We start from the raw sequence: 21,604 nt of genomic DNA on the forward strand, positions 1-21,604 counted from the left end.
TTATATGTAATGTAGGTCTGTAGGCAAAATAGCGTCCAAGCAAAAAGTTTTATAGAAGCCAAATACACTACTTAATTACTAAAATCTTATTAAGTAAAAAATTTATCTAATAATTATTGTGTAAGAAATAATCCCTACTGTTATTTTTGTATCTGTCTAAATTTGCGAGCCAAAGTGAGTACTGTACCTGCAATAACCATCCATATGCCCATTGTTGCACTGTTAGTTGTACTGGCACCTGTGTTGGGAAGCTCTTTATATGTAGATTCTTTTTTATCGGTATTACTGTTGTTCGGGATATTACTGTTATTAGCAACGCCTTTAGCTTTTCTAGTATCTTTATCCTTCACCAATACTTTTTGTATTGTATGTACCTCATTACCTACAGAATCTGTGACACTATATATTATTTCAAAAGTACCAGCTTTAGTGGTATCTCCAATACCTTCATATGCTACTTTAGAAGTAAGATCACCGTCTTCTTTATCAGTAGCTAATACTTTTGCCATTGGATTGAATTGGTCTCCTTCAGTAATTGTAGTTGTAGCAGGTACTTTTAGTATTGGTATTTCATTTTTAACTTCATCTCTAACTTTGACCGTTACAGTTTGTTCCGCAGTTACTTTATGACCTTTAGAATCTGTAACTGTGTACGTTAATACGTAAGTACCGGCTTTAGAGGTATCTACTTCACCATTAAGTTTTACTTTAGAAGTAAGATCACCGTCTTCTTTATCAATAGCTAATACTTTTGCCATTGGATCGAATGAATCTCCTACATGAATTGTCGCTGCAGTAGGCACTGTTAATGTAGGGTTTAAATCTAATGCTTCTCCATTTCCCTTTACAATTACAGTCTGTGTAGCCGTTGCATTCCCCCCTTGAGAGTCAACGACCGAGTAGTTCACAATGTATGTACCTAGTTTAGAAGTATCTACATCGCCTTTATGTTTTACTTTATTTGTTAAATCACCCTCTTCTTTATCAACAGCTTTTACATTACTCATCGGGTCAAACGTATCACCAACACGCAGTGTAATTGTAAGCGGTACAGTTAATTCAGGGACTTGGTTTTCTGCAGTTTTTTCGTTTTCTTTCACTGTTCCTTTAATTTTTGCTGCATCAAAAGCTTTTTGGACCGCTTCAATCTCAATTGAGTTCGCTCCATATTTGTTTGTTGCAACTTTAAGACACGCTAATCTTAATTCAGTGAAATTAGAAGTCATGTTCAATTCATCAGTATTTGCATAATAGAAAATATCAAACATTTTATCTTCACCAATACCATTTACAGTTACACCGTTATGAGTGCCACCTTGTGCAATTAAATACGCGACTTTATTAATAATACTTGAGTTGAAATGAACGCCCTCATTATCTTCTCCGTTTAAATTACTGTATTTGCTATAATCATCTGGATACGGTACTCCATCAAAAAAATTGATTGAAGATGGATTTTTCATATTACGTAGAACTGAGCCGCTTTGTTCTCCTATTGTCCAATTAAATTCTCCATTATTTATATATTTCTCAATAGCCGTTCCCATAATATCAGATAACGCCTCGTTAATTGCTCCAGATTCTCCGAAAAATTCAAGATTAGATTCGCTAGATGTAACCGCATGCGTAAATTCATGGCCCGCTATGTCAAACGCTCTAACCATTGAATCACCATATATAAGCATACTAACATTGTTAACATTAGCACTAAATGCATTACTCCAATTTTTAGGATCATCTGTTTCTCCAGAATCCCATGCATGTACAACTGATACTACTTTGTTCCCCTTATTATCAAAACTATTACGCTTATATTTATCTTTATAAAAATCATATACCTTTGTTGCTAAGAAATGGGCACTTACCGCCTTTGGATCATTAAATGTTGTTGAAGTACTAGTTGCTAATATACCAGGATAATATTTTTCTTCAAAACTAATATCTCTATAATTTACATCGTACGTCTCAATTCCTTGCCCCCTTGTGTAATCAGCAAGCACATATTTCCCGTTACTTTGTTCAGAAATACCGAATGTACGAGTTATTCCTAAATCATCTTTTCCAGTTCCGGTTAATGATTTAAAATTGCTTTTTTTACTCTCCTTAATAGCTTCAACATGCTCTTCACTTACTTTTAAATCTGACTCTTGCACCATATTTTTCAACATATCACCATTATGAGCATTCACTAAATAAGTTCCAGATACATAGTTTGGTGTTGCAGCGGCAAATGTAACTTGATATGCATTGGTAGCCTGTCCATGATTTTCATTAACAAAAATAACTTCCTTAACTTCTGGCTCAGAAATAAATTTAATATCGTTCCCGTACTTCGTATAAATATATTGTTTTGCTTCTTCTTTTGATAAATTACTAGCATTCTTTAAATCTTCTTGTGTTAAATTTTGTGCACTTTCTCCTGAAATACTTTTAATAATACCCTTTTTATCTACATGAGCAGTCAATTGGTGTCCATATACTTCTTTACCTTCATATATTTGTTGCATACGTACAAGTGTAGTCCCATCATAAGAAGCACGTTTTTGAACAACGTTGTAATCTACCCCTTTGTCCCCACTAACTTGTTTTGGAGACAAAGCATGCTCGGTTTTTTCCTTAAGTGCATCTTTCACTACATTCTCTGGCGTCTTTTTTGATGGTTGTGTAAGTTCACCTGTACGGAACGAACCCTCTTGAATATCAACTTGCATTTGACCCGTTTCTTCTGCATAAACTACTCCGTATGGTGCTACACTTGTTAAAACTAATCCTGTTGTTAATACAACTATAGCTATTTCTTTTTTATTCTTCATTTTATTTTCCTCGTATAATTTCCTAAAATATGAAACTGCTTAAATGTATTCCTATCAAAAATAGAAAAAATAAAAAGTACATCACATTACGCAAAACCGTATTATAAAAAGATGACTTCTGTCATCAACAAAAGTCACCTCTTCAATATGTCATATCCCTAATATGTTTTTAATGCATACTTTCTATATGAAAAAGAAAAAGTATTCTTTAACGAGCGTTTTGCAATACTTTTATTAGGTCATTTATATTTTCAACTTTTTGCTGAAACTGATCAAATCTGCTATGTAGCAATGAAGGATTCTTATCTTCAGTTGAAATAACTTTTTTTAATTCTTGTTCTAATTTATCATATGTATGAAAGAAATTATCAAATTCTACACTTATAAGTTCTTCATTTTCACGATAAAATCTTTTTGCTTCTATATAAGTCATATATGATTTATTTAAAAATCCTAATGAAATTAAATATTTAGAAGTGTTTTCTTGATAAATAGCAATATCACATGCTATTTTAATATCAGAATAAGTCTTTTGAACGAAACAATGCAATTCAAAAATCTTAAACTTTAATCCATTATTCATTTCATCCCCTCCCATCCTATCTATTCTACATAAAAAAAGAATATTATACAAAGTAAAATATCAATATAGCACAAAAATAAAAAGCGAAAGAATGACTCCTTTCGCTTTTTATAATAATACATACATTTCATATTGTGCTAATGAATTCTTTTCAAATCCAGTTTTCTTTAAAAACCCTTCCAGTAAATTGTTGTTTGGAAACCCAATTGATAAACTTGATACATTTAAGTTTTCTGTTGCTACTTGTAATAATTTTGATCCAATACCACAATTTCTATAGTCTTTGTCTACGAAAAGAAAACTAATTTTACCTTGTTCATTCATACATATAGAACCTTTTAAATCATTATCGACATATGCACCATAAAATGTATTGTTTGTTTTTCCGATATAATCCATATCATTGTGCCAATTTATATGGAAGTGTAACCATTTCTGAATTTCAACTTTAAAAGCTGGAAATTCTAATTGTTTTACTTCAATTCCCTTACAATCTTTATTTATTATTTTAGTCATATCTTTTAAATTATAATAAGATAGATCGTACATTTTTTCATAGCCTAATTTCGTATAAAAATGAATCGCTCGGTCATTGCCTACAATGACTTCAAGAAAAAGTTGCTTACACTCATTTTGAAGCGCCTCTTCCTTATGCAGTTCAAATAATTTTTGACTCACACCAATACCGCGGTAATTAGGATGAACCGCTAATGTTCCACAACGCATTGTTTTTATGTTTTCATAATCCTTTATCCCGCCAAGTATTACACCAACAGATTTGTTACCGTCTAAAGCAAGAAAGGAATGTTTTAGTGAATTCCCTTCTGGTCCCAAAAACCTTTTTATAAAATCTTCTTTTGAAACTTCCATTTTAATAATGTAATCTGAAAATCCATCTTTAAAAGCTTCATACACTAAATCTATACTTACTTCACTGCATCTTTTGTATTGAATCATATAAAATTCTCCCCCACTTACTCGTGTTAAACTTAGCATTCAAATACGTAAAATGTACTAGTTTCACTCTACCCATCATTCTTTAACATTTAATTTGAAATAAACGGGCACTTCCCTAGATATCTCTCACTGTTAATTTGTTTTATAACAAATGGTGCAATATCACTATTTTGAATTTTGATTCCTGGCATATCTACTAAACTCTCTTTTATATTTCCAATGCTCTTCCCTTCCATAACAAATGGTAATCTAACAATTGTCCAATCTACATCACTACCTTGAATAGTTTGCAATTCTTTATATTTATCTTGCATCATCTTTGATAAAAATACTTTAAACAAGGTAGCTCCTATTTTATTTACAATTCCCTTTTGATCTCCTGTAACATCTAAAGAACCTCCAGAAATTAGTATATATCTTTTTATTTCAAATTCTTTCATTGCTTCTAAAATATGCTTCGTTACTGTGCTAAAAATATAAGATTCATTTTTTGGTTGACCTACCGCATTAATTACAGCTCGACACCCTTTAAGTAATTTGCGTATTGAAACAAAATCACGTGCATCTCCATTAATAATCTCTAAATTTTCATTTGTTATTTTGATATTATTAGAATTTCTTGTTAATATTTTTACTTGATATCCCTTTTCTAACGCTTCGTTTACAAGGAATTTCCCTGCGTTTCCGTTTGCACCCAGAATAGCTATTTTATTTGTACTTTCCAATATTAACCCCTCTTACTATCTGTTATTTACTACATTAATCTCATGTACACGTAAAAAAGCAATTAAATGCTCGCACGCTCGTTCACACGCTAACATTTTAAAGATTTTTTGTTCCTCTTTCGTTTTATCATTTGCTTGATCTGATGCAGCTTTTAAACTAAGAAAAGGTTTGTTATTGATTTGACACACATAAGCAAAAGCTGCCACTTCTTGATCAACCGCTAATGCTCCATATACAGTATGGAGTAAATATCTCATTTCTGAACTACGGATACGTTGATCTCCAGATAAAAATGTACCATAATGAATCGGATCATAAGATCGTATCTTTTTTATTCTTCTTACAAGTGACTTTGTTGTTTCAATAGGTGCTGTCCTACCATTATATAAATTAAAAATATCTTCCCCTGAACCAGCAGCAGTAACGTCGTGTTGTATTGCATTAAGGGCTACTACAATATGTCCATTTTTCACCTTATTTGATAGACTTCCGCATATTCCTGTCATAAACAACTCATCTGGCTGAAACTCACTAATTAATAATTGCACACAACTAGCACAACTTACTTTCCCAACTCCAGTTATTACGGAGATAACTTCCATATTATTAATATAATGAAAATGAAATTCCCAAGCTGCTCGTTTTTCAATACGTTCACTTGGATAATATTGATGCAAATACGTAAGTTCTGGTTCCCATGCGGATACGATTGCAATACGTTTCATTACATGCTTCACTTCCCCTATTGTTATCATGTAAATACTTTATCTATACTTTCTCATTCATAATCTGGAATCCACTCTTTATATTTCTCATATAAATTTCGTATTGTTTCTTTATTCTTCGCAATTACTTCACATCCTCTATCATCGTAAATAAACATGATAATATCTTTTGTTGCATTTATGAGAAATACATCTGGATAAGAAATTTCTTTTTTGCGTCCAAAACGAGGATAAAGACCTAGAAAATCTTCATGATTTGCAGCTTGAATAAGCGGTGTATACTTTATATCACAAGCAAAACATTTTAATGAAAATTGATAAGTACAATACAAGTCAGCTTCTTCTTCAAATAAAAAAGGTATTGTTTCTTGCCTTATATGATACTTTAAATCTCTATTATGAATAAAACGTCTATATATATTAATTTTCTGCGGATTTTTCACATTTTCCTTTTTAAATCGATAAACATTTGTTACTAAAAAAACTTCATCTTCTTTTGAAAATATATCTTCAAATAAGTATTTATTATATGTATAAAGCTGAGTGAAGTATTCCCTATTTACATCGTCGGTTCTTTCTACAAATAGGTCTTTCCCTTTCCCAAAATGAAAATGCAAATGATTTTCCCATTGAAAGTATATATGTGGTACTAATGTAACTCCAGGGAATGTTTCATTCATATATTCTTTTAATTGCATTCTTAATTCCTTTCTACTCTACAATTTCTTTTAACTGCCAATATGCATCTTCTAGCCATGGATGTATAACTTTCAACGTGTCTTTTCTATCCCACAAATATGAAATATATGCAAAAGCAGCATGTTCTAAAGATTTTTCTAATTCTTTTTTTACTTCTACTAAATATGGTGGTGCTCCATTTTGATCCCATTCTATTTTATCAGCAACAAATAACACTAAATCCATTTTCGTTGCAAGTTTACGTAGTGTAGTATGGCAGCAAATTGCATTTAAGATTTCTTCATCATCCACTTTAAATATCTCTTTTGCAATTACTTTCGATAACTTTTGATGAATAATCATTGGAAATTCTCGTTCTTCTTGTAATATCTCTATTCCAAATTCTTCAGCAACTGCAACCCGATCTTCATTTGGAAAGATTGCACTAATATCATGTAAATATCCTGCAATCGCTGCCTTTTCTTCATTTACATGATACGTAATCGCAATTTTACGGGCTTCTTTTGCCACCCGAATTGAATGTTTATAAGTAAGTCCTTTATTGTATTTTAATAGAAATGATTTTATATCATTTTCAATTTTTCCAGTTGGAGTAAATGAATATATATCCTTATATAACATCTCAAGTCACCTTTCTTCCTAACTTTCAATATAACGCTGTATTTTAATATCCTTTTTATTTGTATTCGTTATGAATGTTTTAATCCCTTTTTTATACGTTACATGAAATTTTATGGTGAATCATTGCTACAAAATACATAAATGTTTGATATTATAGTAATGTTAATGATTTGTAAGGAAAGGAACTACATAATGAATAAAAACATATTAATTATTGATGATGATAAAGAAATTGTTGAGTTACTTGCTGTTTATTTGCGAAATGAAGGCTATAACATTTATAAAGCATACGATGGCGATGAGGCATTGCAAATGATTTCTACATATGATGTTGACCTTATGGTTTTGGATATTATGATGCCAAAACGCAATGGATTAGAAGTTTGCCAGGAAGTTCGTGAGAATAATACTGTACCTATTCTTATGCTGAGTGCAAAAGCAGAAGATATGGATAAAATATTAGGTCTTATGACAGGTGCAGATGATTATATGATTAAGCCATTCAATCCATTAGAATTAGTAGCTAGAGTGAAAGCTTTGTTACGAAGATCATCTTTCCAAAATGCCACTTCCTCCAAAAATGAAGATGGTATTATTCGTATTCGTTCTGCTGAAATACACAAACATAATCATACTGTTAAAGTAAATGGAGAATATATTAAACTTACATCTATTGAATTTGATATTTTATATTTACTTGCGAGTAATACCGGAAGAGTATTTAGTTCCGAAGAAATTTTTGAACGCGTATGGAACGAAGATGGTTATGGTTCAAATAAAACTGTAATGGTTCACATTAGTAATTTACGAGATAAACTTGAAACAGGAATGAATGGAGAAAAGTTTATTCATACTGTTTGGGGAGTAGGCTATAAAATTGAGAAATGAAGCATTTGATATATTAAAAGATATCCCAAAATGGAAGTTAATTTTTTGGTTTATGTTAGCCATCACACTTACTCCTATTACTGAATTAATTATATATCGCCTTGTTACAAGTGTAATTGAAAGTTCACTTACGTTAAGCGAGCTCGGAAAAGAATTCATTAGAATTTTTGGATATGAAAAATATAAAGGAATAAAGGAATCTCTATGGATGATGATTGTATCTTATTTGTTTTTATTTTCTATTTTCTCATCCTACCTATACATTTTTTATCGTCATGAAAGAAAGATTTATTATGAAACTTGTATTAAAAAAATGATAGAAGAAATTCGTTATATTGCAAATGGAAACTTCAATCATAAAGTCTCTATCGTAAACCATAATTATCTGGAAGAGTTAGCAAGCGGGGTTAATCACATTGTTGAACAATTGAAAGTTTCGATTGATGAAGAAAGACAGGCTGAACAAGCAAAAAGTGAACTTATTACAAATGTATCGCATGATTTACGTACTCCTCTTACCTCTATAGTTGGATACGTAAATTTAATCCACCATGATAATTATAGAGATGAAGTGGAATTACGCCATTATATACAAGTCATTTACGATAAAGTAACCCGTCTTAACGCATTAATGAATGATTTGTTTGAATATACACGTGTTCAAAATAAAGAGTTAAGCTTATATTCTGTTCCCATTGATATTGTAGAGCTACTTGGGCAATTAACTGTTCAATTCCGCATACAAGTTCAAGAAGCTAATATAGAATGTCGACCTTCTTTCCCATCTCAAAAACTCATGGTATTAGCTGATGGAGACAAATTAGTACGAGTGTTTGAAAATCTTATTATAAATGCTATCGCTTATGGAAACGACGGTGGATATATCGACCTTGCTGCCTATGAAAGCAATAATATGATTACTATAGATATAACAAATTACGGCCAACCTATTCCTAGTACGGATTTACCTCATATTTTTGAACGTTTTTATCGCGTTGAAAAATCTCGCTCTACGAACACTGGTGGATCTGGACTCGGATTGGCAATTGCAAAAAGTATTGTGGAATTGCATAAAGGAACTATTGAAGTATATAGTGATGATAAAAAAACAACTTTCACTGTAAAACTACAACCATATAAATGTTAATACAACTTAATTTTAGGTCCAATTTCTTACCATATAAGAAATTGGATCTTTTATTTTCCATTAAAATCCAAATTTAATAATCCTTTATAATTCTTTAGAAATTCTTTACCTTTTCTTTCTTCCTAATTAAGCATTCCTTTTTACAATAGTATTATTGATGTCATAGTAGGAGGATCGCTTATGCAATTCTTGAAAAAGTTCACAATTTTATTCTTATCTTTTGTTATTACAGCACTTATCGTTTTATATTTTTACCTCTATGTAAATGGTCCAATTATTCAAGCTAAATCAGCTATTTTAATAGATGCTAATTCAAGTGAAGTTGTTTATAAAAAAAATGAAGAAACTCCTATACAATCAGCCACTTTATCTAAATTAATGACAGAGTATATCACACTGGAACAACTGAATGAAGGAAAAATACAGTTAGATGAATTAGTAAAAATAAGTAACGAAGTTTTCCGAGCAGAAACGAGTCCTATACAAGTAACTTCGAAAGATAAAACGACAGTTCGTGATTTACTTCATGCATTGTTTTTGACAGGGAATAATCGTTCCGCACTTGCCATTGCAGAACACATTGCTGGAAACGAAGATAACTTTACACTTTTAATGAATGAGAAAGCAAAACAACTAAAGTTATCACAACCATCCCCGTTTCTAAATGCTACTGGAATGAATAACGATACAAATAAACAATCAACTACAACAGCTATAGACGTAGCTAAACTAGCGACACAATTAGTAAAAGACTTTCCAGATGTATTGAATGTTACGAAACTAACCTCTTACCAATTTACCTTCAAAGACTCAAAAGTTTTCAACACAAATAAAATGATTTATTCTCTTAATAAAAACATTAAACTCCAAGGTGTTGACGGCTTACAAACTAGTTTTTCAACTAATGGTAATTATAGTTTTGTTAGTACAGCAAAACGAGGAGATACTAGACTTATTTCCGTAATATTAGACTCCAATGAAGAAAACAGTACTTTTATTGAAACAAAAAAGTTACTACAGTACGGTTTTGATCCTTCCTCGTACTCTGCACTCCAAGCTTTTAAAGATGCTGTTACATCGTGGACAGTTTTGCTTCAATTTAAAAATTTGATCATACAAACATTGTTGATTTTCTTCATCATTACAATTTTAATGTTTTTACATATACGTCAGAAAAAATCCGAGGATTTCAACTAGGAAATCTTCTTTTATATAAAAACCGGCTTGCATTTACAGTGCAAGCCGGTTTCTAAATTTATAATCCTCTTCCAATTAAATTCGCTGAAACAGGCTGAAGATCTAACTCTCTCGCCCATATAGATAGCTGACCGATATGATGAATTTCATGCACAATTACATGTCTTAAAACTTCACCGTATGTATATGTTTTATCGGTCCACGAAGCTTTTAATATCTTACATTCTACGGTAGATGACCATTCTTGTAAAAAATCTTCTAATTCTCGTTTATATAAATCAGATAACGCTTTCACTTTTTGGATTGATTGATAATCTTTAAACTGCGGTTCATTATCTTCTTTTCCTTGAAGCGCACTAATCCAGCTGTACTCAACATCGACAATATGGAATAATGTTTCTAAAACACTCCCAACACCCCCTACACGCTTGCGGAGTAATTCTTCCTCTGAAAGTTGTTCACACCACTTAAACCAATCATCTCTTACTTGCCAATTGTATTGAAATAAAGGGTACATTTTTATCTCTCCCCTACCTCAATAATCCATTTAATAGAACCTATTACATAATACGGATCATCTTTTTGAATATAATGGCCGCTTTGCTCTGCAATTACAAATTTATTATTGCTTGATAGGCTTAATAATTCTTCTTGCAATTGTAACCATTTCATTTGTGCATCTGGCGAATAAAAAGCTTTTTTACCCGCAGCTAACACGACAAGTGGAATATCATTCATTGATTTACAATGTCTATCTACTTCACTTAAACTAAATGTAAACTCTTCATAAGAACTTTCATATACAAACTGTTTATAGTAAGCTTCTTGAAATTCTGGAGACATGATTGGCAGAAAATCTTCTTTATAATTTTCCGGTGTCGAATCAACCAAAACGATTCCCAACAAATCTTTGGGATAAGAAGTCGCAAATAAACGTGCATTTATACCGCCAAAAGAATGTCCTACAAAAATATAAGGTGGTTTCAATTGTAGTTGCGCTAAGCAACTTCTTAAATCTTTTACCATTTCAGAACTAATACGTCTCTTGGAACTGTTCCCACTTTTCCCTAATCCCGCTCGATCATATGTAAGTACCGTCCCATATTCCATCAACTCTTCAGCAATATGGTCCCACGCCTTTGAATAATCGCCATAACCTGCCTCCATTATAATAACTGGCTGCAGCTTCTTTCCTTGAAACTTTTTCGTATACATTTTAAAATCATCAACTTGCACATATTCCTCTATACATTTAACCATTGACAATCACTTCTCTCAGGCCAAGTTCCTCTACAGCATGATTAATTATTTTACTTACAGATAAAGAGCCATCCAATACAATATCCGAATTCGGCTTAACAGTATGAATTGCCTCTAAATATGCTTTTCTCGCAAATGTCATGTAATGTTTCAAATCATTATGTATTTCATCTATTGTATCTTCTTTAAAATCTCGCAAAATTCTTCTAGCCATCGCAATATCTAAAGGTGTATCGATAAATATAGTTACATCAATAAACTCTCGCATTTCACTATTTAAGTATGCAAAAGGATAATCTACAATAATATAATCTACATTACCCTCTCGTTTAAGGTGCTGAATATCATGAATTAATGGCGTAAGTACCCATTCATCATAATTTGCTCCATCATCAATCCATTTACAAATATCACTAGGACAGTTTTTAAAGTGATAGCTATCAAAATATAGTGCTTTTGAATTTGTTAACTTTTGAGTTAATTTTTCTGTAACAGTAGTTTTACCTCCTCCTGAAACAGCTGCAACTGTAATGATTTTCGTTTTTTTATTCATAATTTCCCACCATACCCCTTTTAATTAACATAACATAGTTATAGATAACTATTATTTTTTACCGCTCCATTCATATTCTAACATACTCATTTCCCATAAATTCCAATACGTTTCTCCTACTCTTTTTGACTCTCTTAATAAACCTTCTTTTACAAAACCTATTTTTTCGTAACAAGAAATAGCTGACTTATTAAAGTCATAAACACCAAGAGTTACTCTATGTAGTTTTAATTCATCAAAAGCAATACAAAGTACGGCTTTCATCATATGTTTCCCTATAGAACGCCCTCTCATTTTCGTATTACCAACTAGCACTTTTCCAATTCTAGCAGACTTATTTATATTATCTATTTGTCCAAGAGAAATATGACCAATAACTGCTTTAGTCTCTTCATCCATTATTTTGAATGCCAGTGTGTTTGCACATTCTGTATATTTCTCTAATTGCTGTTCATTTAAAGGATATGTAAATGCATTTCCCGACCATTGTATTAAAAATTCTTCGGAATTAATCCAATTTATTAATTGTTTGAAATCAGATCTTTTAAAGGGTACTAATTTAATCACTCTCATTCTCCGTTCGTACATCACTCTTTATAGCCTCAAACCTATTTCTATATAAAGAATATATTCTCCTTTTATACGAAATTAAAATAAAGCCATTCATAAGAATGGCTTTACAAAAAACGGCATAATTATGCTATTTTCCTATGTCAACAAAAGTTCAATCGCTTCAATTTTACAAACAGAAATAATTACCGTAACTACCCCAGCACTATTAGCAAGCTTTACAACATCGCAAGTTACTGAAGAAACAGTTCCTGCATAATTATTTCCTACTGTAGTAATTCGCACGGCTCTGTTTACTAATTTTTTAAGCTCATCTCTAATTCCTTGTACACAGCAACAATCGCATTTTTTATTTTGTTCTTCTTGTTCTTTTTTACATTCTTCGAAAGCATCCCAACAATCATCCTGTTTACATGTACACTTCTTTTTACAATTATTAAATCGAGAACCCAAAACCTCACCCCCTAATCCTTTCTATTAGTAAAGTATGTCCACAAGCTTAAAAGTGTAAGAGACAAACACATAGAAAGGAAAAAACAAACAATTGTATTAGACATTCTTTTCTTTATTAACTATAAAAACAGGCCTCTAACAATTTGAAGCTTGTTTAATGAGGGGAATTGGATTTAATTCTGCTGAATTTAAAGTTTAGACAACCTCTTATAAGTCAGCTCCTTTAAGAGTCCCCAGCTTTTCCTATTACTTCACATATACCATATACATAGGCTTTGTTTGCATTAATATAGTACCTTTGCTGTTGTGAAATATACATTCAAAAAAGCGTACTCCAAAATAAGATATTATTTAAAATCTTAACGTTTCCTTCAACAAGTGTTTGTTGATTAATATCATAACCAGTAGTTCTCTCAACTATCTCCTGAAAATTAGCATAGTTTGTATGAATTCTATATCTAGTAGAAAGCACTCTATCATATAAAGGTAAAATAATAGGTTAATAAACAAGCCATTCTTTTACTAAAACATAGAATAGTATGAATCCTATTGAAGGGAGGTATAAAAGAATGTCCTGGAAAAATGATTGCTGGAGTTCTAAGAAAAAGCATTGTTGTGATGACTGGTGGAAATCTAAAGAAAAGAATCATTGTGATGATGATTGGAGTTCTAAGGAAAAGCATTGTAATGATGATTGGTGGAAATCTAAAGAAAAGAATCATTGTGATGATGATTGGAGTTCTAAACGAAATAAGTGTCGTTGTAAATGTTTCTTTATTTGTTGTCATTGTAAAAGAAGAAATTGGTAATATTTTCAATATCGACTTAAAAGAGAGAACATGTCTTTTGTGACCGATAAATACTAGAATGTAATATACAAAAAGCTGACTAAGTATAGTCAGCTTTTTGTCAATGAACACGTAGAGATTTATTTTAATATAGTTCTTATTAGAAAAGGATTATTTTATATAGATTACTATAAGCATCCATAAAGCCAAGGCGCCAATGATAGCGAGCGCTATACGTGTAGATAGTACCCTTAATTCAAAGTCTGTTTTCTTGGAGGGTTCAGGATATGCAATTATGTAGATTCCCTTTAATAATGCAAGCCATGCAATAACCGTTAGGAACCCCTGCCAATTGAATACCCATACATTATGTAGGATTACACTACCTAACCCTAGGAAAATCGATAGAAAACCATACATAATACCAAATCCTCTGTCTTCAACCACTAATTTTTTCAATTCACGTAGTACCGATGGACGTACGAAAAGTATTCCCGATACGATAACCGTTATCCATCCCCAAAACAATCCTAAAAAAGTACTAGTTTCCATTATTAGTTCACTCCCCTCAATTATTTATATTTCAGATATTCCCCCCTTTAGAACAATTCCAACATCTTTATATATAGGCTAAATTCTGCTCTTTTTTAATACAAACATGGCATATTCTATGCCCATCCTTAATCACCTCATTTCTCTACAAAATGAAATTTTTATATCATTCTTCATCATCATCTATCCGAATCAACCGAAGTCGCTTTGTACTATTACCGCACACTTTTTCATAGCTTGGAGCTAACATGCACCAAAGCCAATATAATGATTTATTCGCCTTTTCACTAACCTCTAAAATTGTCCCCTCTGTAATAAAATGATCACCTTAATACAATGTATACTCGCTTGTCCCATGGAATCATCATTATTCCCCTCCCTATTAAAATAGCGTTTTTGTTTCAAATAATGCTCTCATTAATTTGGACGCATTTACCAGTATATTTACCAAAAAATTCATGATATCGTTAACTAGTCGAGTACGTCATTACTTGACGATTACCCTTAGGAGCCCTGCAGACAATCGGGGTTCCTTTTATTTAAATAAGGATTTTGTTTAAACTTTACAAAACTCACCTATATTAAACTATCTTCTAAAATTCCCATTGAACATTTATAATACTTTTAAACAGTTTAAATTCTACAATCAGTAATGGAGGCATTTTAATGGGAAACATCCCAAAAATATCATCACAACAATCAAATCCTAAGATACCCTCACAGCAAGTGAACCCTAACACCCAACAAGGTAATAATAAAAAAACAAGACGCCGTATTATAACTACTTTGGCTTTTATATTATCTGTAATTTTTGTCCTTCAATATTCTCTTAATAACCAACAAGAAATGATTAAAGAAAAACAAATCACGGTTAATACGGAGCAACAAAAATTATCTTCTTTAAAGAAGGATGGTCATTCCCTTAAAAATGATGTTAAGGCTTTAACAGGTAGTGAAGAAGAGATTTTAAAATTCGCAAGGAAACTGTATGGATTTTCCAAACCGAATGAAACTATATTTCAAATAACTGAATAAAATTACACTGCATTACCCAAAAAGGCGATTTGACGATAATCGCCTTTTTATATTTAATTTCTAAAATAAACATACTAATTTCTTTTTCTATCAAATAACTATTTTGTTTAATTTATTAAAATACAACCGCTTGTCCATTTCACATTGCTCTATCATTACATTTACTATTAGTAATACGATTTTTAGAGGTGATAAATAATGGACGAGTTTTTATATTTTGCTGCACTTAATCCGGGTTCTATTGGACCTACACTTCCACCTGTTCAACCCTTTCAATTCCCTACTGGTCCCACCGGTTCTACAGGATCAACTGGCTCAACCGGATCAACTGGTTCTACCGGACCAACTGGACCAACCGGATCAACCGGACCAACCGGATCAACCGGATCAACCGGTTCTACCGGACCAACTGGACCAACTGGACCAACTGGACCAACTGGATTTAATCTTCCTGCTGGGCCTGCCTCTATTACCTTGACTTCTAACGAAACCACAGCATGTGTATCCACTCAAGGAAATAATACTTTATTTTTTTCGGGTCAAGTATTAGTAAACGGTAGTCCTACTCCAGGAGTAGTGGTCAGTTTTTCATTCAGTAACCCTTCTCTTGCTTTCATGGTTCCTCTTGCGGTCATTACCAATGCTTCAGGTAACTTTAACGCTGTATTTCTAGCCGCTAATGGGCCTGGAACAGTAACCGTTACTGCTTCACTTCTTGATTCTCCTGGAACAATGGCTAGCGTCACTATTACCATTGTGAATTGTCCATAATGGTTTTATTTTTAAGGACTAAGCAATATCTAATAAGATGAGCACTGATTTACAGTGCTCTTTTTTATCATTGGGATGTTCCTTTCAAATAAAATTTCGTAACACCCTACTAAAATAACGCTTTTATTAAGAACTAATGATCTTTATATTTCTTAAGCTTGTCATCACAAGTAATTTTTATAATTAGTTAAATTCTCAATATAGTTTATGTATATAATTCCATTCAAAGATACATAATACCCACGTAACTATTTAAAAGCACTTCGTTTTTATATCTAAGTTCAAAAAGGAGCTACATAACATGGATAAAAAAGATTTATTAAGTCAACAACTTGATCATGTGTCATCAGATGCGCTGAATACTCCTAGTAAGGCCCAAGAGCAAATGCAAGAAACATCTCAGGAGGCACATGATTCAAACAAAAAGGACAGTACTCAAGCTTTACATGGCGAAGATTTACCAATTTCAGATGTATATAGAACAACGAACAAACAGTAAATTTAAAAGGGAAAAATCTTAAGAACCAGTGAACTTAATTCTTTTCCCTTTTCCTATTTAAATAACACTTTTATATGAAACCCGTACACATTTTTGACACATCCACTATCACAATCTCCTGAAAATTCGTGATAATATTAATTTGTCGGATACGCCAAATTTCGACATTGAACGACAATGATATCTCCCTTATTGAATCCCTGTCCCCCAGGGATTTCTCCTTTTATTCATTACTTTTTTCTTCACTAAATTTTCATTCTTAACAAAATTCAATCACTCCATTGAATAGACAGCCATAGTATCCTATTTTGATAAAAACTAAAAACAAACAGATATACTTAACACTAATAGTAGATTTTTTAACTTTAAATTTACTTTTTCTCTCTTATCTTTTTGTAAACATTAAAAATGAGCTCTATGTAAATAGAGCTCATTCGTAATTTTATAGTTTGCTAGACTGTAACCCCTGAATAAACGGAACTACTTCAGGATTTACAAGTGACGATAAATCTCCTAACTCTTTTCCTAAGTAAGCAGCTTTAATGACGCGTCGCATTACTTTAGAATTACGTGTTTTTGGTAAATCTTCTACAACGTGAATATCTTTTGGACACAATGCTTTTCCGATATGAGAGTTTACTAAACTCATTAATTCTTTCTTTAACTCTCCTGTGAATGTTACATTGTCCCTAAATACTACAAAACAATGACAAACTTCACCTTTTACATCATCAGGTACACCAATCGCGGCAGCTTCTATGACATCATTATGCTTCACAAGAATAGATTCATATTCTGCAGGTCCAATACGTTTTCCAGCAATGTTTAACGTATCATCTGAGCGTCCTGTAATAATATATTGCTCACCATCATAAATCACCCAGTCACCATGAACCCATTTATTTTCAAAACGTGACCAATACGTGTTCACATAACGCTCATCGTCTTCCCAGAAACTTTTCGTCATACCAACCCAAGGTTTCTCTAAACATAATTCTCCAACTTCATCACGAATTGGATTGCCTTGATCATCGAGCACAACCGCTGCCATTCCTGGTAAAGATGCGTTAAAACTAATCGGTGCAATTGGTTTAATAAGGACGTTTCCGAAAATCCCACCAGAAATTTCAGTTCCGCCTGAATAGTTACAAATTGGTACATTATTTTTTCCAACTGTTTCAAATAGCCACATCCAAGGATCTGGATTCCAAGGTTCACCTGTTGATGCGAATACTTCTAAACTCTTGAGCGAATGTTTATTTACATACTCATCACCCTTTGCCATTAACGCACGAATTAATGTTGGTGATATACCGAGATGTGTAATTTCATATTTATCAACGGTCTCCCATAAACGATCTGCTTCTGGGAAATCTGGAACACCTTCGTACATAACCATCGTTGCTCCATTAATGAGAGAGCCGAATAATAAAAACGGTCCCATCATCCAGCCCATATCAGTTACCCATAATACGCGGTCACCTTGTTTGATGTTCATTCCAAATCCTGCATCAAATGCAGATTTCAAAGGGAAACCAGCATGTGTATGTACTGTTCCTTTCGGTTTCCCAGTTGTACCTGATGTATAAATGAGCATTAACGGATCATCACTATTCATCTCTTCAGCGTGCGTAAATGGTTTTTCTTTTTCTAGCGCACTCCATGGGAAATCATAATTATGTGGTGTAAAATCATTTCCTGCATGACGAACAATAACAACTTTTTCAACAGTTGGACAATGTTCGCAAGCTTTATCTACTTCGTCTTTTAATGAAACAACTTTACCTCGGCGTGAAAAACCATCTGCAGTAATAATCATTTTTGACCCTGCCGCTTGTACACGAGTCATGACTGCATCAGACGCAAATCCTGAGAATATTGGTGAAATAATTGCTCCGATTTTCATAACAGCTAGCATTGCAACAACTGTTTCTGGAATCATCGGCATATAAATTGTTACACGGTCACCTTTTTCAATACCCGCATGTTTCAAACCGTTTGCAACGCGACTTACCCAGTTGTCAAGATCTTCATATGTAAATGATTTTGAAGTTCCATTTTCTCCCTCATACTGTAGTGCTGGTTGCATTCTTGTTTCATCATCCGCAAGCCAGCGTGATAAAACTGATTCTACAACGTTACATGTTCCACCATTATACCACTGTGCAAACGGTGTACCATTTTCTAAATCTAGCACTTCTGTATAAGGCTTCATCCATTGATAGCCAACCGCTTTCTCAGCTTCTCCCCAAAACCATGCTGTTTCTTCAATAGATTTATTATAAAACGTTTCATAATCTTCATAGCCCAATGATTTCATCCAACCATATAAACGCGTTTTTTCTTTATATTCTTCTGTTGGAAACCAAACTGCTTGTTTCAATGTTTTCCCCTCCTTGACTTTTTGAGCAAGAAAGCCCTAAATAGGGCTTTAAACTGGATAAACAGGATGTTTACGATCTGTAAATACTTGATATTTACTCATATACATTTCGAATCGTCCTTTTAACTCTTCTCTTAAATTGTTTGGATGAACAATACCATCAATAACCATCTCTGATGCCAAATGGTAAATATCAATATCTTTCTTATACTCTTCGCGTTTTTCAGCAATGAAGCTATCACGCTCTTCTTCTGGTAAAGCTGCAATCTTATTTGCATATACAGCATTGACTGCCGCTTCTGGACCCATTACTGCAATAGAAGCTGTCGGTAATGCTAGGCAGCAATCTGGTTCAAAGGCTGGACCTGCCATTGCATATAAACCAGCACCGTATGCTTTACGAACAACGATAGAAATTTTCGGTACAGTTGCTTCACTCATTGCAGAAATCATCTTTGCACCATGACGAATAATACCAGCACGCTCTACTTTTGTACCAATCATAAATCCAGGTACATCTGCAAGGAATAACAATGGAATATGATATGCATCACATAAATTAATAAACTTCGCTGCTTTATCCGCTGAATCGTGGAATAATACGCCGCCTTTCATACGCGGTTGATTTGCAATAATACCAACTGGCTTACCATCAATACGTGCCAAGCCTGTAATTAGTTCTTGAGCAAATAATTTTTTCACTTCATAGAAAGAACCTTCATCAATAACTCTATTAATGAGATCTTTCATATTGAAAGGAGCATTTTGATTTTCTGGAATGATTTGTTCTAACGTTTTTTCGAATTGTTTCGGTTCTTGAGGTGTAACCAATGGAGTCTTCTCTAAGTAGTTGTTTGGAAAATATGAAATGTATTGTCTTGCTTGTGTAATCGCGTCTTCTTCTGTTTTACATAAAACATCTCCGCATCCTGATACAGAGCAATGCATACGAGCTCCACCCATCTCCTCTAAAGTTACCTTCTCGCCGATAACCATCTCCGCCATACGAGGAGAACCTAAGTACATAGATGCATTTCCTTCTACCATCATAACAATGTCACAAAAGGCTGGAATATATGCGCCACCAGCTGCCGAAGGTCCAAATAATAAGCATACTTGAGGAACTTTACCTGATAATTTCACTTGATTGTAGAAGATTCTTCCTGCACCGCGGCGCCCTGGGAACATTTCTACTTGATCTGTAATACGCGCTCCAGCAGAGTCAACTAAATAAAATAACGGAACACGTAATTTTTCTGCCGTTTCTTGAATACGTAAAATCTTTTCAACTGTACGTGCGCCCCATGATCCAGCCTTTACCGTTGAATCATTTGCCATTACGCATGCAGTACGACCATGTATTTTACCCGTTGCCGTTATAACACCATCAGCAGGTAATCCTGTTTGTTCACAATTTGCAAATAATGCATCTTCTACATATTCACCATTATCAAATAAAAGAGCTAAGCGATCTCGAACGAATAGTTTTCCTTTTGCTTTGTTTTGTTCATGATACTTTGGTGCGCCGCCTTGTTTAATCGCTTCAACTCGTTCTTCAAATGTATTCGATTGTTGTTTTTGGTCTAACATATTTACTCCCCCTTATACATTGGTGTGCGTTTTTCCTTGAATGCTTGTAATCCTTCTAATCTATCTTTCGTATGGATTACACCTTCATACGCTTGTTTTTCCATTTGTAATCCGGTATGTAAATCAACTTGAATACCGTTTGAAATTGCTTCTTTTGCTAATCGAACAGCAATAGGACCATTACTAGCAATTTTCTCTGCTATTTCAATCGCTTTCTCTTCAAGTAAATGAGCTGGTACAACAAATTCTACTAAACCATATTCTTTTGCTTCTTGCGCTGAAATACGTCTGCCTGTATAAATTAATTCTTTCGCTCTACCAACACCAATTAATCTTGGTAAACGCTGCGTACCACCTGCTCCTGGTATAATTGCAAGTGTAGTTTCAGTAAGACCAAGACTTGCAGATTTAGCCGCAATTCTAAAATCACAAGCTAAACTTAATTCCGTACCACCACCAAGGGCGATTCCGTTTATAGCAGCAATAACTGGCTGTGGTAATTGTTCAACCATCTCCATAGTAGTGCGAATCATACTAACAGCATGGCGAACTTGTTCCTCATTCATACCAGCACGTTCTTTTAAATCAGCACCAGCACAAAACGCTTTTTCACCAGCACCTGTTAAAATAACTACACGAGTATTGGACTCTTCACTTATTTGAGTTAATATGTTTTGTAACTCTTCTAATAACGCTAAAGATAATGAGTTTGCTTGTCTTTCACGATATAATGAAATCTTTACAACGTGAGGTGTTACATAATCAACTGAAATGTTTTGTAATTGTAGCATCTT

24 protein-coding genes and 1 pseudogene are annotated in these 21,604 nt (G+C 33.1%); 7 read left to right on the forward strand and 18 right to left on the reverse strand.

The annotated features are described in order from the left end of the window. Window positions 1-140: 140 nt before the first annotated feature. The 7 genes from AC1DMU_RS07155 to yqeK form a co-directional block, all read right to left on the reverse strand. Window positions 141-2,813, reverse strand: coding sequence for a M4 family metallopeptidase (locus AC1DMU_RS07155; RefSeq protein ID WP_088063528.1), 2,673 nt, complete (start codon window positions 2,811-2,813; stop codon window positions 141-143). A 208-nt stretch (window positions 2,814-3,021) separates the two neighbouring features. Next, window positions 3,022-3,396 carry a hypothetical protein gene (locus tag AC1DMU_RS07160; RefSeq protein WP_088063527.1) on the reverse strand — a complete coding sequence of 125 codons (375 nt, stop codon included), beginning with the start codon at window positions 3,394-3,396 and terminating at the stop codon, window positions 3,022-3,024. 108 nt (window positions 3,397-3,504) lie between these two features. After that, window positions 3,505-4,353 (reverse strand): GNAT family N-acetyltransferase, encoded by an 849-nt coding sequence (locus tag AC1DMU_RS07165; protein ID WP_215559068.1) that lies wholly within the window; start codon window positions 4,351-4,353, stop codon window positions 3,505-3,507. A gap of 89 nt (window positions 4,354-4,442) precedes the next feature. Continuing rightward, window positions 4,443-5,078 (reverse strand): SDR family oxidoreductase, encoded by a 636-nt coding sequence (locus AC1DMU_RS07170; RefSeq protein WP_088063525.1) that lies wholly within the window; start codon window positions 5,076-5,078, stop codon window positions 4,443-4,445. Between the two features lie 15 nt (window positions 5,079-5,093). After that, complete coding sequence (gene mtnN, locus AC1DMU_RS07175; protein WP_137015065.1) at window positions 5,094-5,831, reverse strand: 5'-methylthioadenosine/S-adenosylhomocysteine nucleosidase; 738 nt, start codon at window positions 5,829-5,831, stop codon at window positions 5,094-5,096. Window positions 5,832-5,857: 26 nt separating this feature from the next. Then, window positions 5,858-6,502, reverse strand: a complete 645-nt coding sequence (locus AC1DMU_RS07180) for a DUF3885 domain-containing protein (protein ID WP_142291744.1) — start codon at window positions 6,500-6,502, stop codon at window positions 5,858-5,860. Between the two features lie 13 nt (window positions 6,503-6,515). Next, window positions 6,516-7,124: a bis(5'-nucleosyl)-tetraphosphatase (symmetrical) YqeK gene (gene yqeK, locus AC1DMU_RS07185; RefSeq protein WP_088063523.1), complete on the reverse strand. Its 609-nt coding sequence runs from the start codon at window positions 7,122-7,124 to the stop codon at window positions 6,516-6,518. A 192-nt stretch (window positions 7,125-7,316) separates the two neighbouring features. Between yqeK and AC1DMU_RS07190 the strand changes: the two genes are divergently transcribed. The 3 genes from AC1DMU_RS07190 (at window position 7,317) to AC1DMU_RS07200 (ending at window position 10,356) form a co-directional block, all read left to right on the forward strand. Next, the gene (locus tag AC1DMU_RS07190; protein WP_087986134.1) at window positions 7,317-8,012 is read left to right on the forward strand and encodes a response regulator transcription factor; all 696 of its coding nucleotides are present in this window, start codon (window positions 7,317-7,319) and stop codon (window positions 8,010-8,012) included. Further along, a complete protein-coding gene (locus tag AC1DMU_RS07195; protein WP_060488935.1) occupies window positions 8,002-9,159 on the forward strand; it encodes a sensor histidine kinase in 1,158 nt (385 codons plus the stop codon). The genes AC1DMU_RS07190 and AC1DMU_RS07195 overlap by 11 nt, the downstream gene beginning before the upstream one ends. 180 nt (window positions 9,160-9,339) lie before the next feature. Next, a complete protein-coding gene (locus AC1DMU_RS07200) occupies window positions 9,340-10,356 on the forward strand; it encodes a D-alanyl-D-alanine carboxypeptidase family protein (RefSeq protein WP_088063522.1) in 1,017 nt (338 codons plus the stop codon). A gap of 58 nt (window positions 10,357-10,414) precedes the next feature. Here the strand turns inward: AC1DMU_RS07200 and AC1DMU_RS07205 are convergent, their stop codons facing one another. The 5 genes from AC1DMU_RS07205 to exsK all read right to left on the reverse strand — a co-directional run bounded on the left by AC1DMU_RS07205 (window position 10,415) and on the right by exsK (window position 13,192). Beyond that, the gene (locus AC1DMU_RS07205; protein ID WP_088063521.1) at window positions 10,415-10,873 is read right to left on the reverse strand and encodes a DinB family protein; all 459 of its coding nucleotides are present in this window, start codon (window positions 10,871-10,873) and stop codon (window positions 10,415-10,417) included. Window positions 10,874-10,875: 2 nt separating this feature from the next. Next, the gene (locus AC1DMU_RS07210) at window positions 10,876-11,616 is read right to left on the reverse strand and encodes an alpha/beta fold hydrolase (RefSeq protein ID WP_088063520.1); all 741 of its coding nucleotides are present in this window, start codon (window positions 11,614-11,616) and stop codon (window positions 10,876-10,878) included. Next, a complete protein-coding gene (locus tag AC1DMU_RS07215; protein WP_088063519.1) occupies window positions 11,609-12,169 on the reverse strand; it encodes a nucleoside/nucleotide kinase family protein in 561 nt (186 codons plus the stop codon). Before AC1DMU_RS07215 ends, AC1DMU_RS07210 begins: the two co-directional genes overlap by 8 nt. 51 nt (window positions 12,170-12,220) lie before the next feature. Further along, a complete protein-coding gene (locus AC1DMU_RS07220) occupies window positions 12,221-12,736 on the reverse strand; it encodes a GNAT family N-acetyltransferase (protein ID WP_142291743.1) in 516 nt (171 codons plus the stop codon). 141 nt (window positions 12,737-12,877) lie between these two features. Continuing rightward, the gene (gene exsK / locus AC1DMU_RS07225; protein ID WP_000535565.1) at window positions 12,878-13,192 is read right to left on the reverse strand and encodes an exosporium protein ExsK; all 315 of its coding nucleotides are present in this window, start codon (window positions 13,190-13,192) and stop codon (window positions 12,878-12,880) included. Between the two features lie 549 nt (window positions 13,193-13,741). Between exsK and AC1DMU_RS07230 the strand changes: the two genes are divergently transcribed. Beyond that, window positions 13,742-14,044 carry a hypothetical protein gene (locus AC1DMU_RS07230; RefSeq protein ID WP_316245557.1) on the forward strand — a complete coding sequence of 101 codons (303 nt, stop codon included), beginning with the start codon at window positions 13,742-13,744 and terminating at the stop codon, window positions 14,042-14,044. A 107-nt stretch (window positions 14,045-14,151) separates the two neighbouring features. Here the strand turns inward: AC1DMU_RS07230 and AC1DMU_RS07235 are convergent, their stop codons facing one another. After that, the gene (locus tag AC1DMU_RS07235) at window positions 14,152-14,532 is read right to left on the reverse strand and encodes a hypothetical protein (RefSeq protein WP_002127497.1); all 381 of its coding nucleotides are present in this window, start codon (window positions 14,530-14,532) and stop codon (window positions 14,152-14,154) included. A 666-nt stretch (window positions 14,533-15,198) separates the two neighbouring features. Between AC1DMU_RS07235 and AC1DMU_RS07240 the strand changes: the two genes are divergently transcribed. Both AC1DMU_RS07240 and AC1DMU_RS07245 read left to right on the forward strand, forming a co-directional pair. Beyond that, complete coding sequence (locus AC1DMU_RS07240; RefSeq protein WP_088063517.1) at window positions 15,199-15,567, forward strand: FtsB family cell division protein; 369 nt, start codon at window positions 15,199-15,201, stop codon at window positions 15,565-15,567. Window positions 15,568-15,765: 198 nt separating this feature from the next. Further along, window positions 15,766-15,822 (forward strand): annotated as a pseudogene (locus tag AC1DMU_RS07245) (exosporium leader peptide-containing protein); the annotation flags it as partial. A gap of 17 nt (window positions 15,823-15,839) precedes the next feature. Here the strand turns inward: AC1DMU_RS07245 and AC1DMU_RS07250 are convergent. Both AC1DMU_RS07250 and AC1DMU_RS07255 read right to left on the reverse strand, forming a co-directional pair. After that, window positions 15,840-16,061: a hypothetical protein gene (locus AC1DMU_RS07250; protein WP_252196030.1), complete on the reverse strand. Its 222-nt coding sequence runs from the start codon at window positions 16,059-16,061 to the stop codon at window positions 15,840-15,842. A gap of 45 nt (window positions 16,062-16,106) precedes the next feature. Beyond that, window positions 16,107-16,322: a hypothetical protein gene (locus tag AC1DMU_RS07255; protein WP_242475704.1), complete on the reverse strand. Its 216-nt coding sequence runs from the start codon at window positions 16,320-16,322 to the stop codon at window positions 16,107-16,109. A gap of 317 nt (window positions 16,323-16,639) precedes the next feature. Here AC1DMU_RS07255 and AC1DMU_RS07260 point away from each other — a divergent pair, with 317 nt between their 5' ends. Continuing rightward, entirely contained in the window at window positions 16,640-16,837 is a 198-nt protein-coding gene (locus AC1DMU_RS07260; RefSeq protein WP_044440827.1) for a hypothetical protein, read from the forward strand. Between the two features lie 442 nt (window positions 16,838-17,279). Here the strand turns inward: AC1DMU_RS07260 and AC1DMU_RS07265 are convergent, their stop codons facing one another. From AC1DMU_RS07265 to AC1DMU_RS07275, 3 genes are read right to left on the reverse strand one after another with little or no spacing between them, the layout of a single operon-like run. Then, window positions 17,280-19,220 (reverse strand): AMP-binding protein, encoded by a 1,941-nt coding sequence (locus tag AC1DMU_RS07265; protein WP_088063515.1) that lies wholly within the window; start codon window positions 19,218-19,220, stop codon window positions 17,280-17,282. 48 nt (window positions 19,221-19,268) lie between these two features. Beyond that, window positions 19,269-20,810 carry an acyl-CoA carboxylase subunit beta gene (locus AC1DMU_RS07270; RefSeq protein WP_075306983.1) on the reverse strand — a complete coding sequence of 514 codons (1,542 nt, stop codon included), beginning with the start codon at window positions 20,808-20,810 and terminating at the stop codon, window positions 19,269-19,271. 2 nt (window positions 20,811-20,812) lie between these two features. Beyond that, window positions 20,813-21,601 carry an enoyl-CoA hydratase gene (locus AC1DMU_RS07275; RefSeq protein ID WP_088063514.1) on the reverse strand — a complete coding sequence of 263 codons (789 nt, stop codon included), beginning with the start codon at window positions 21,599-21,601 and terminating at the stop codon, window positions 20,813-20,815. Window positions 21,602-21,604 lie beyond the last annotated feature (3 nt).

This window comes from Bacillus sp. 01N45, assembly GCF_056399205.1.

Excerpts from the sequence above, each read along its gene's own strand:
- AC1DMU_RS07155 (WP_088063528.1), bottom strand. The coding sequence starts at position 2,813 with ATGAAGAATAAAAAAGAAATAGCTATAGTTGTATTAACAACAGGATTA.
- AC1DMU_RS07160 (WP_088063527.1), bottom strand. The coding sequence starts at position 3,396 with ATGAATAATGGATTAAAGTTTAAGATTTTTGAATTGCATTGTTTCGTT.
- AC1DMU_RS07165 (WP_215559068.1), bottom strand. The coding sequence starts at position 4,353 with ATGATTCAATACAAAAGATGCAGTGAAGTAAGTATAGATTTAGTGTAT.
- AC1DMU_RS07180 (WP_142291744.1), bottom strand. The coding sequence starts at position 6,502 with ATGCAATTAAAAGAATATATGAATGAAACATTCCCTGGAGTTACATTA.
- yqeK (WP_088063523.1), bottom strand. The coding sequence starts at position 7,124 with ATGTTATATAAGGATATATATTCATTTACTCCAACTGGAAAAATTGAA.
- AC1DMU_RS07190 (WP_087986134.1), top strand. The coding sequence starts at position 7,317 with ATGAATAAAAACATATTAATTATTGATGATGATAAAGAAATTGTTGAG.
- AC1DMU_RS07200 (WP_088063522.1), top strand. The coding sequence starts at position 9,340 with ATGCAATTCTTGAAAAAGTTCACAATTTTATTCTTATCTTTTGTTATT.
- AC1DMU_RS07205 (WP_088063521.1), bottom strand. The coding sequence starts at position 10,873 with ATGTACCCTTTATTTCAATACAATTGGCAAGTAAGAGATGATTGGTTT.
- AC1DMU_RS07210 (WP_088063520.1), bottom strand. The coding sequence starts at position 11,616 with ATGGTTAAATGTATAGAGGAATATGTGCAAGTTGATGATTTTAAAATG.
- AC1DMU_RS07215 (WP_088063519.1), bottom strand. The coding sequence starts at position 12,169 with ATGAATAAAAAAACGAAAATCATTACAGTTGCAGCTGTTTCAGGAGGA.
- AC1DMU_RS07235 (WP_002127497.1), bottom strand. The coding sequence starts at position 14,532 with ATGGAAACTAGTACTTTTTTAGGATTGTTTTGGGGATGGATAACGGTT.
- AC1DMU_RS07240 (WP_088063517.1), top strand. The coding sequence starts at position 15,199 with ATGGGAAACATCCCAAAAATATCATCACAACAATCAAATCCTAAGATA.
- AC1DMU_RS07255 (WP_242475704.1), bottom strand. The coding sequence starts at position 16,322 with ATGGTAATAGTGACGCTAGCCATTGTTCCAGGAGAATCAAGAAGTGAA.
- AC1DMU_RS07260 (WP_044440827.1), top strand. The coding sequence starts at position 16,640 with ATGGATAAAAAAGATTTATTAAGTCAACAACTTGATCATGTGTCATCA.
- AC1DMU_RS07270 (WP_075306983.1), bottom strand. The coding sequence starts at position 20,810 with ATGTTAGACCAAAAACAACAATCGAATACATTTGAAGAACGAGTTGAA.
- AC1DMU_RS07275 (WP_088063514.1), bottom strand. The coding sequence starts at position 21,601 with ATGCTACAATTACAAAACATTTCAGTTGATTATGTAACACCTCACGTT.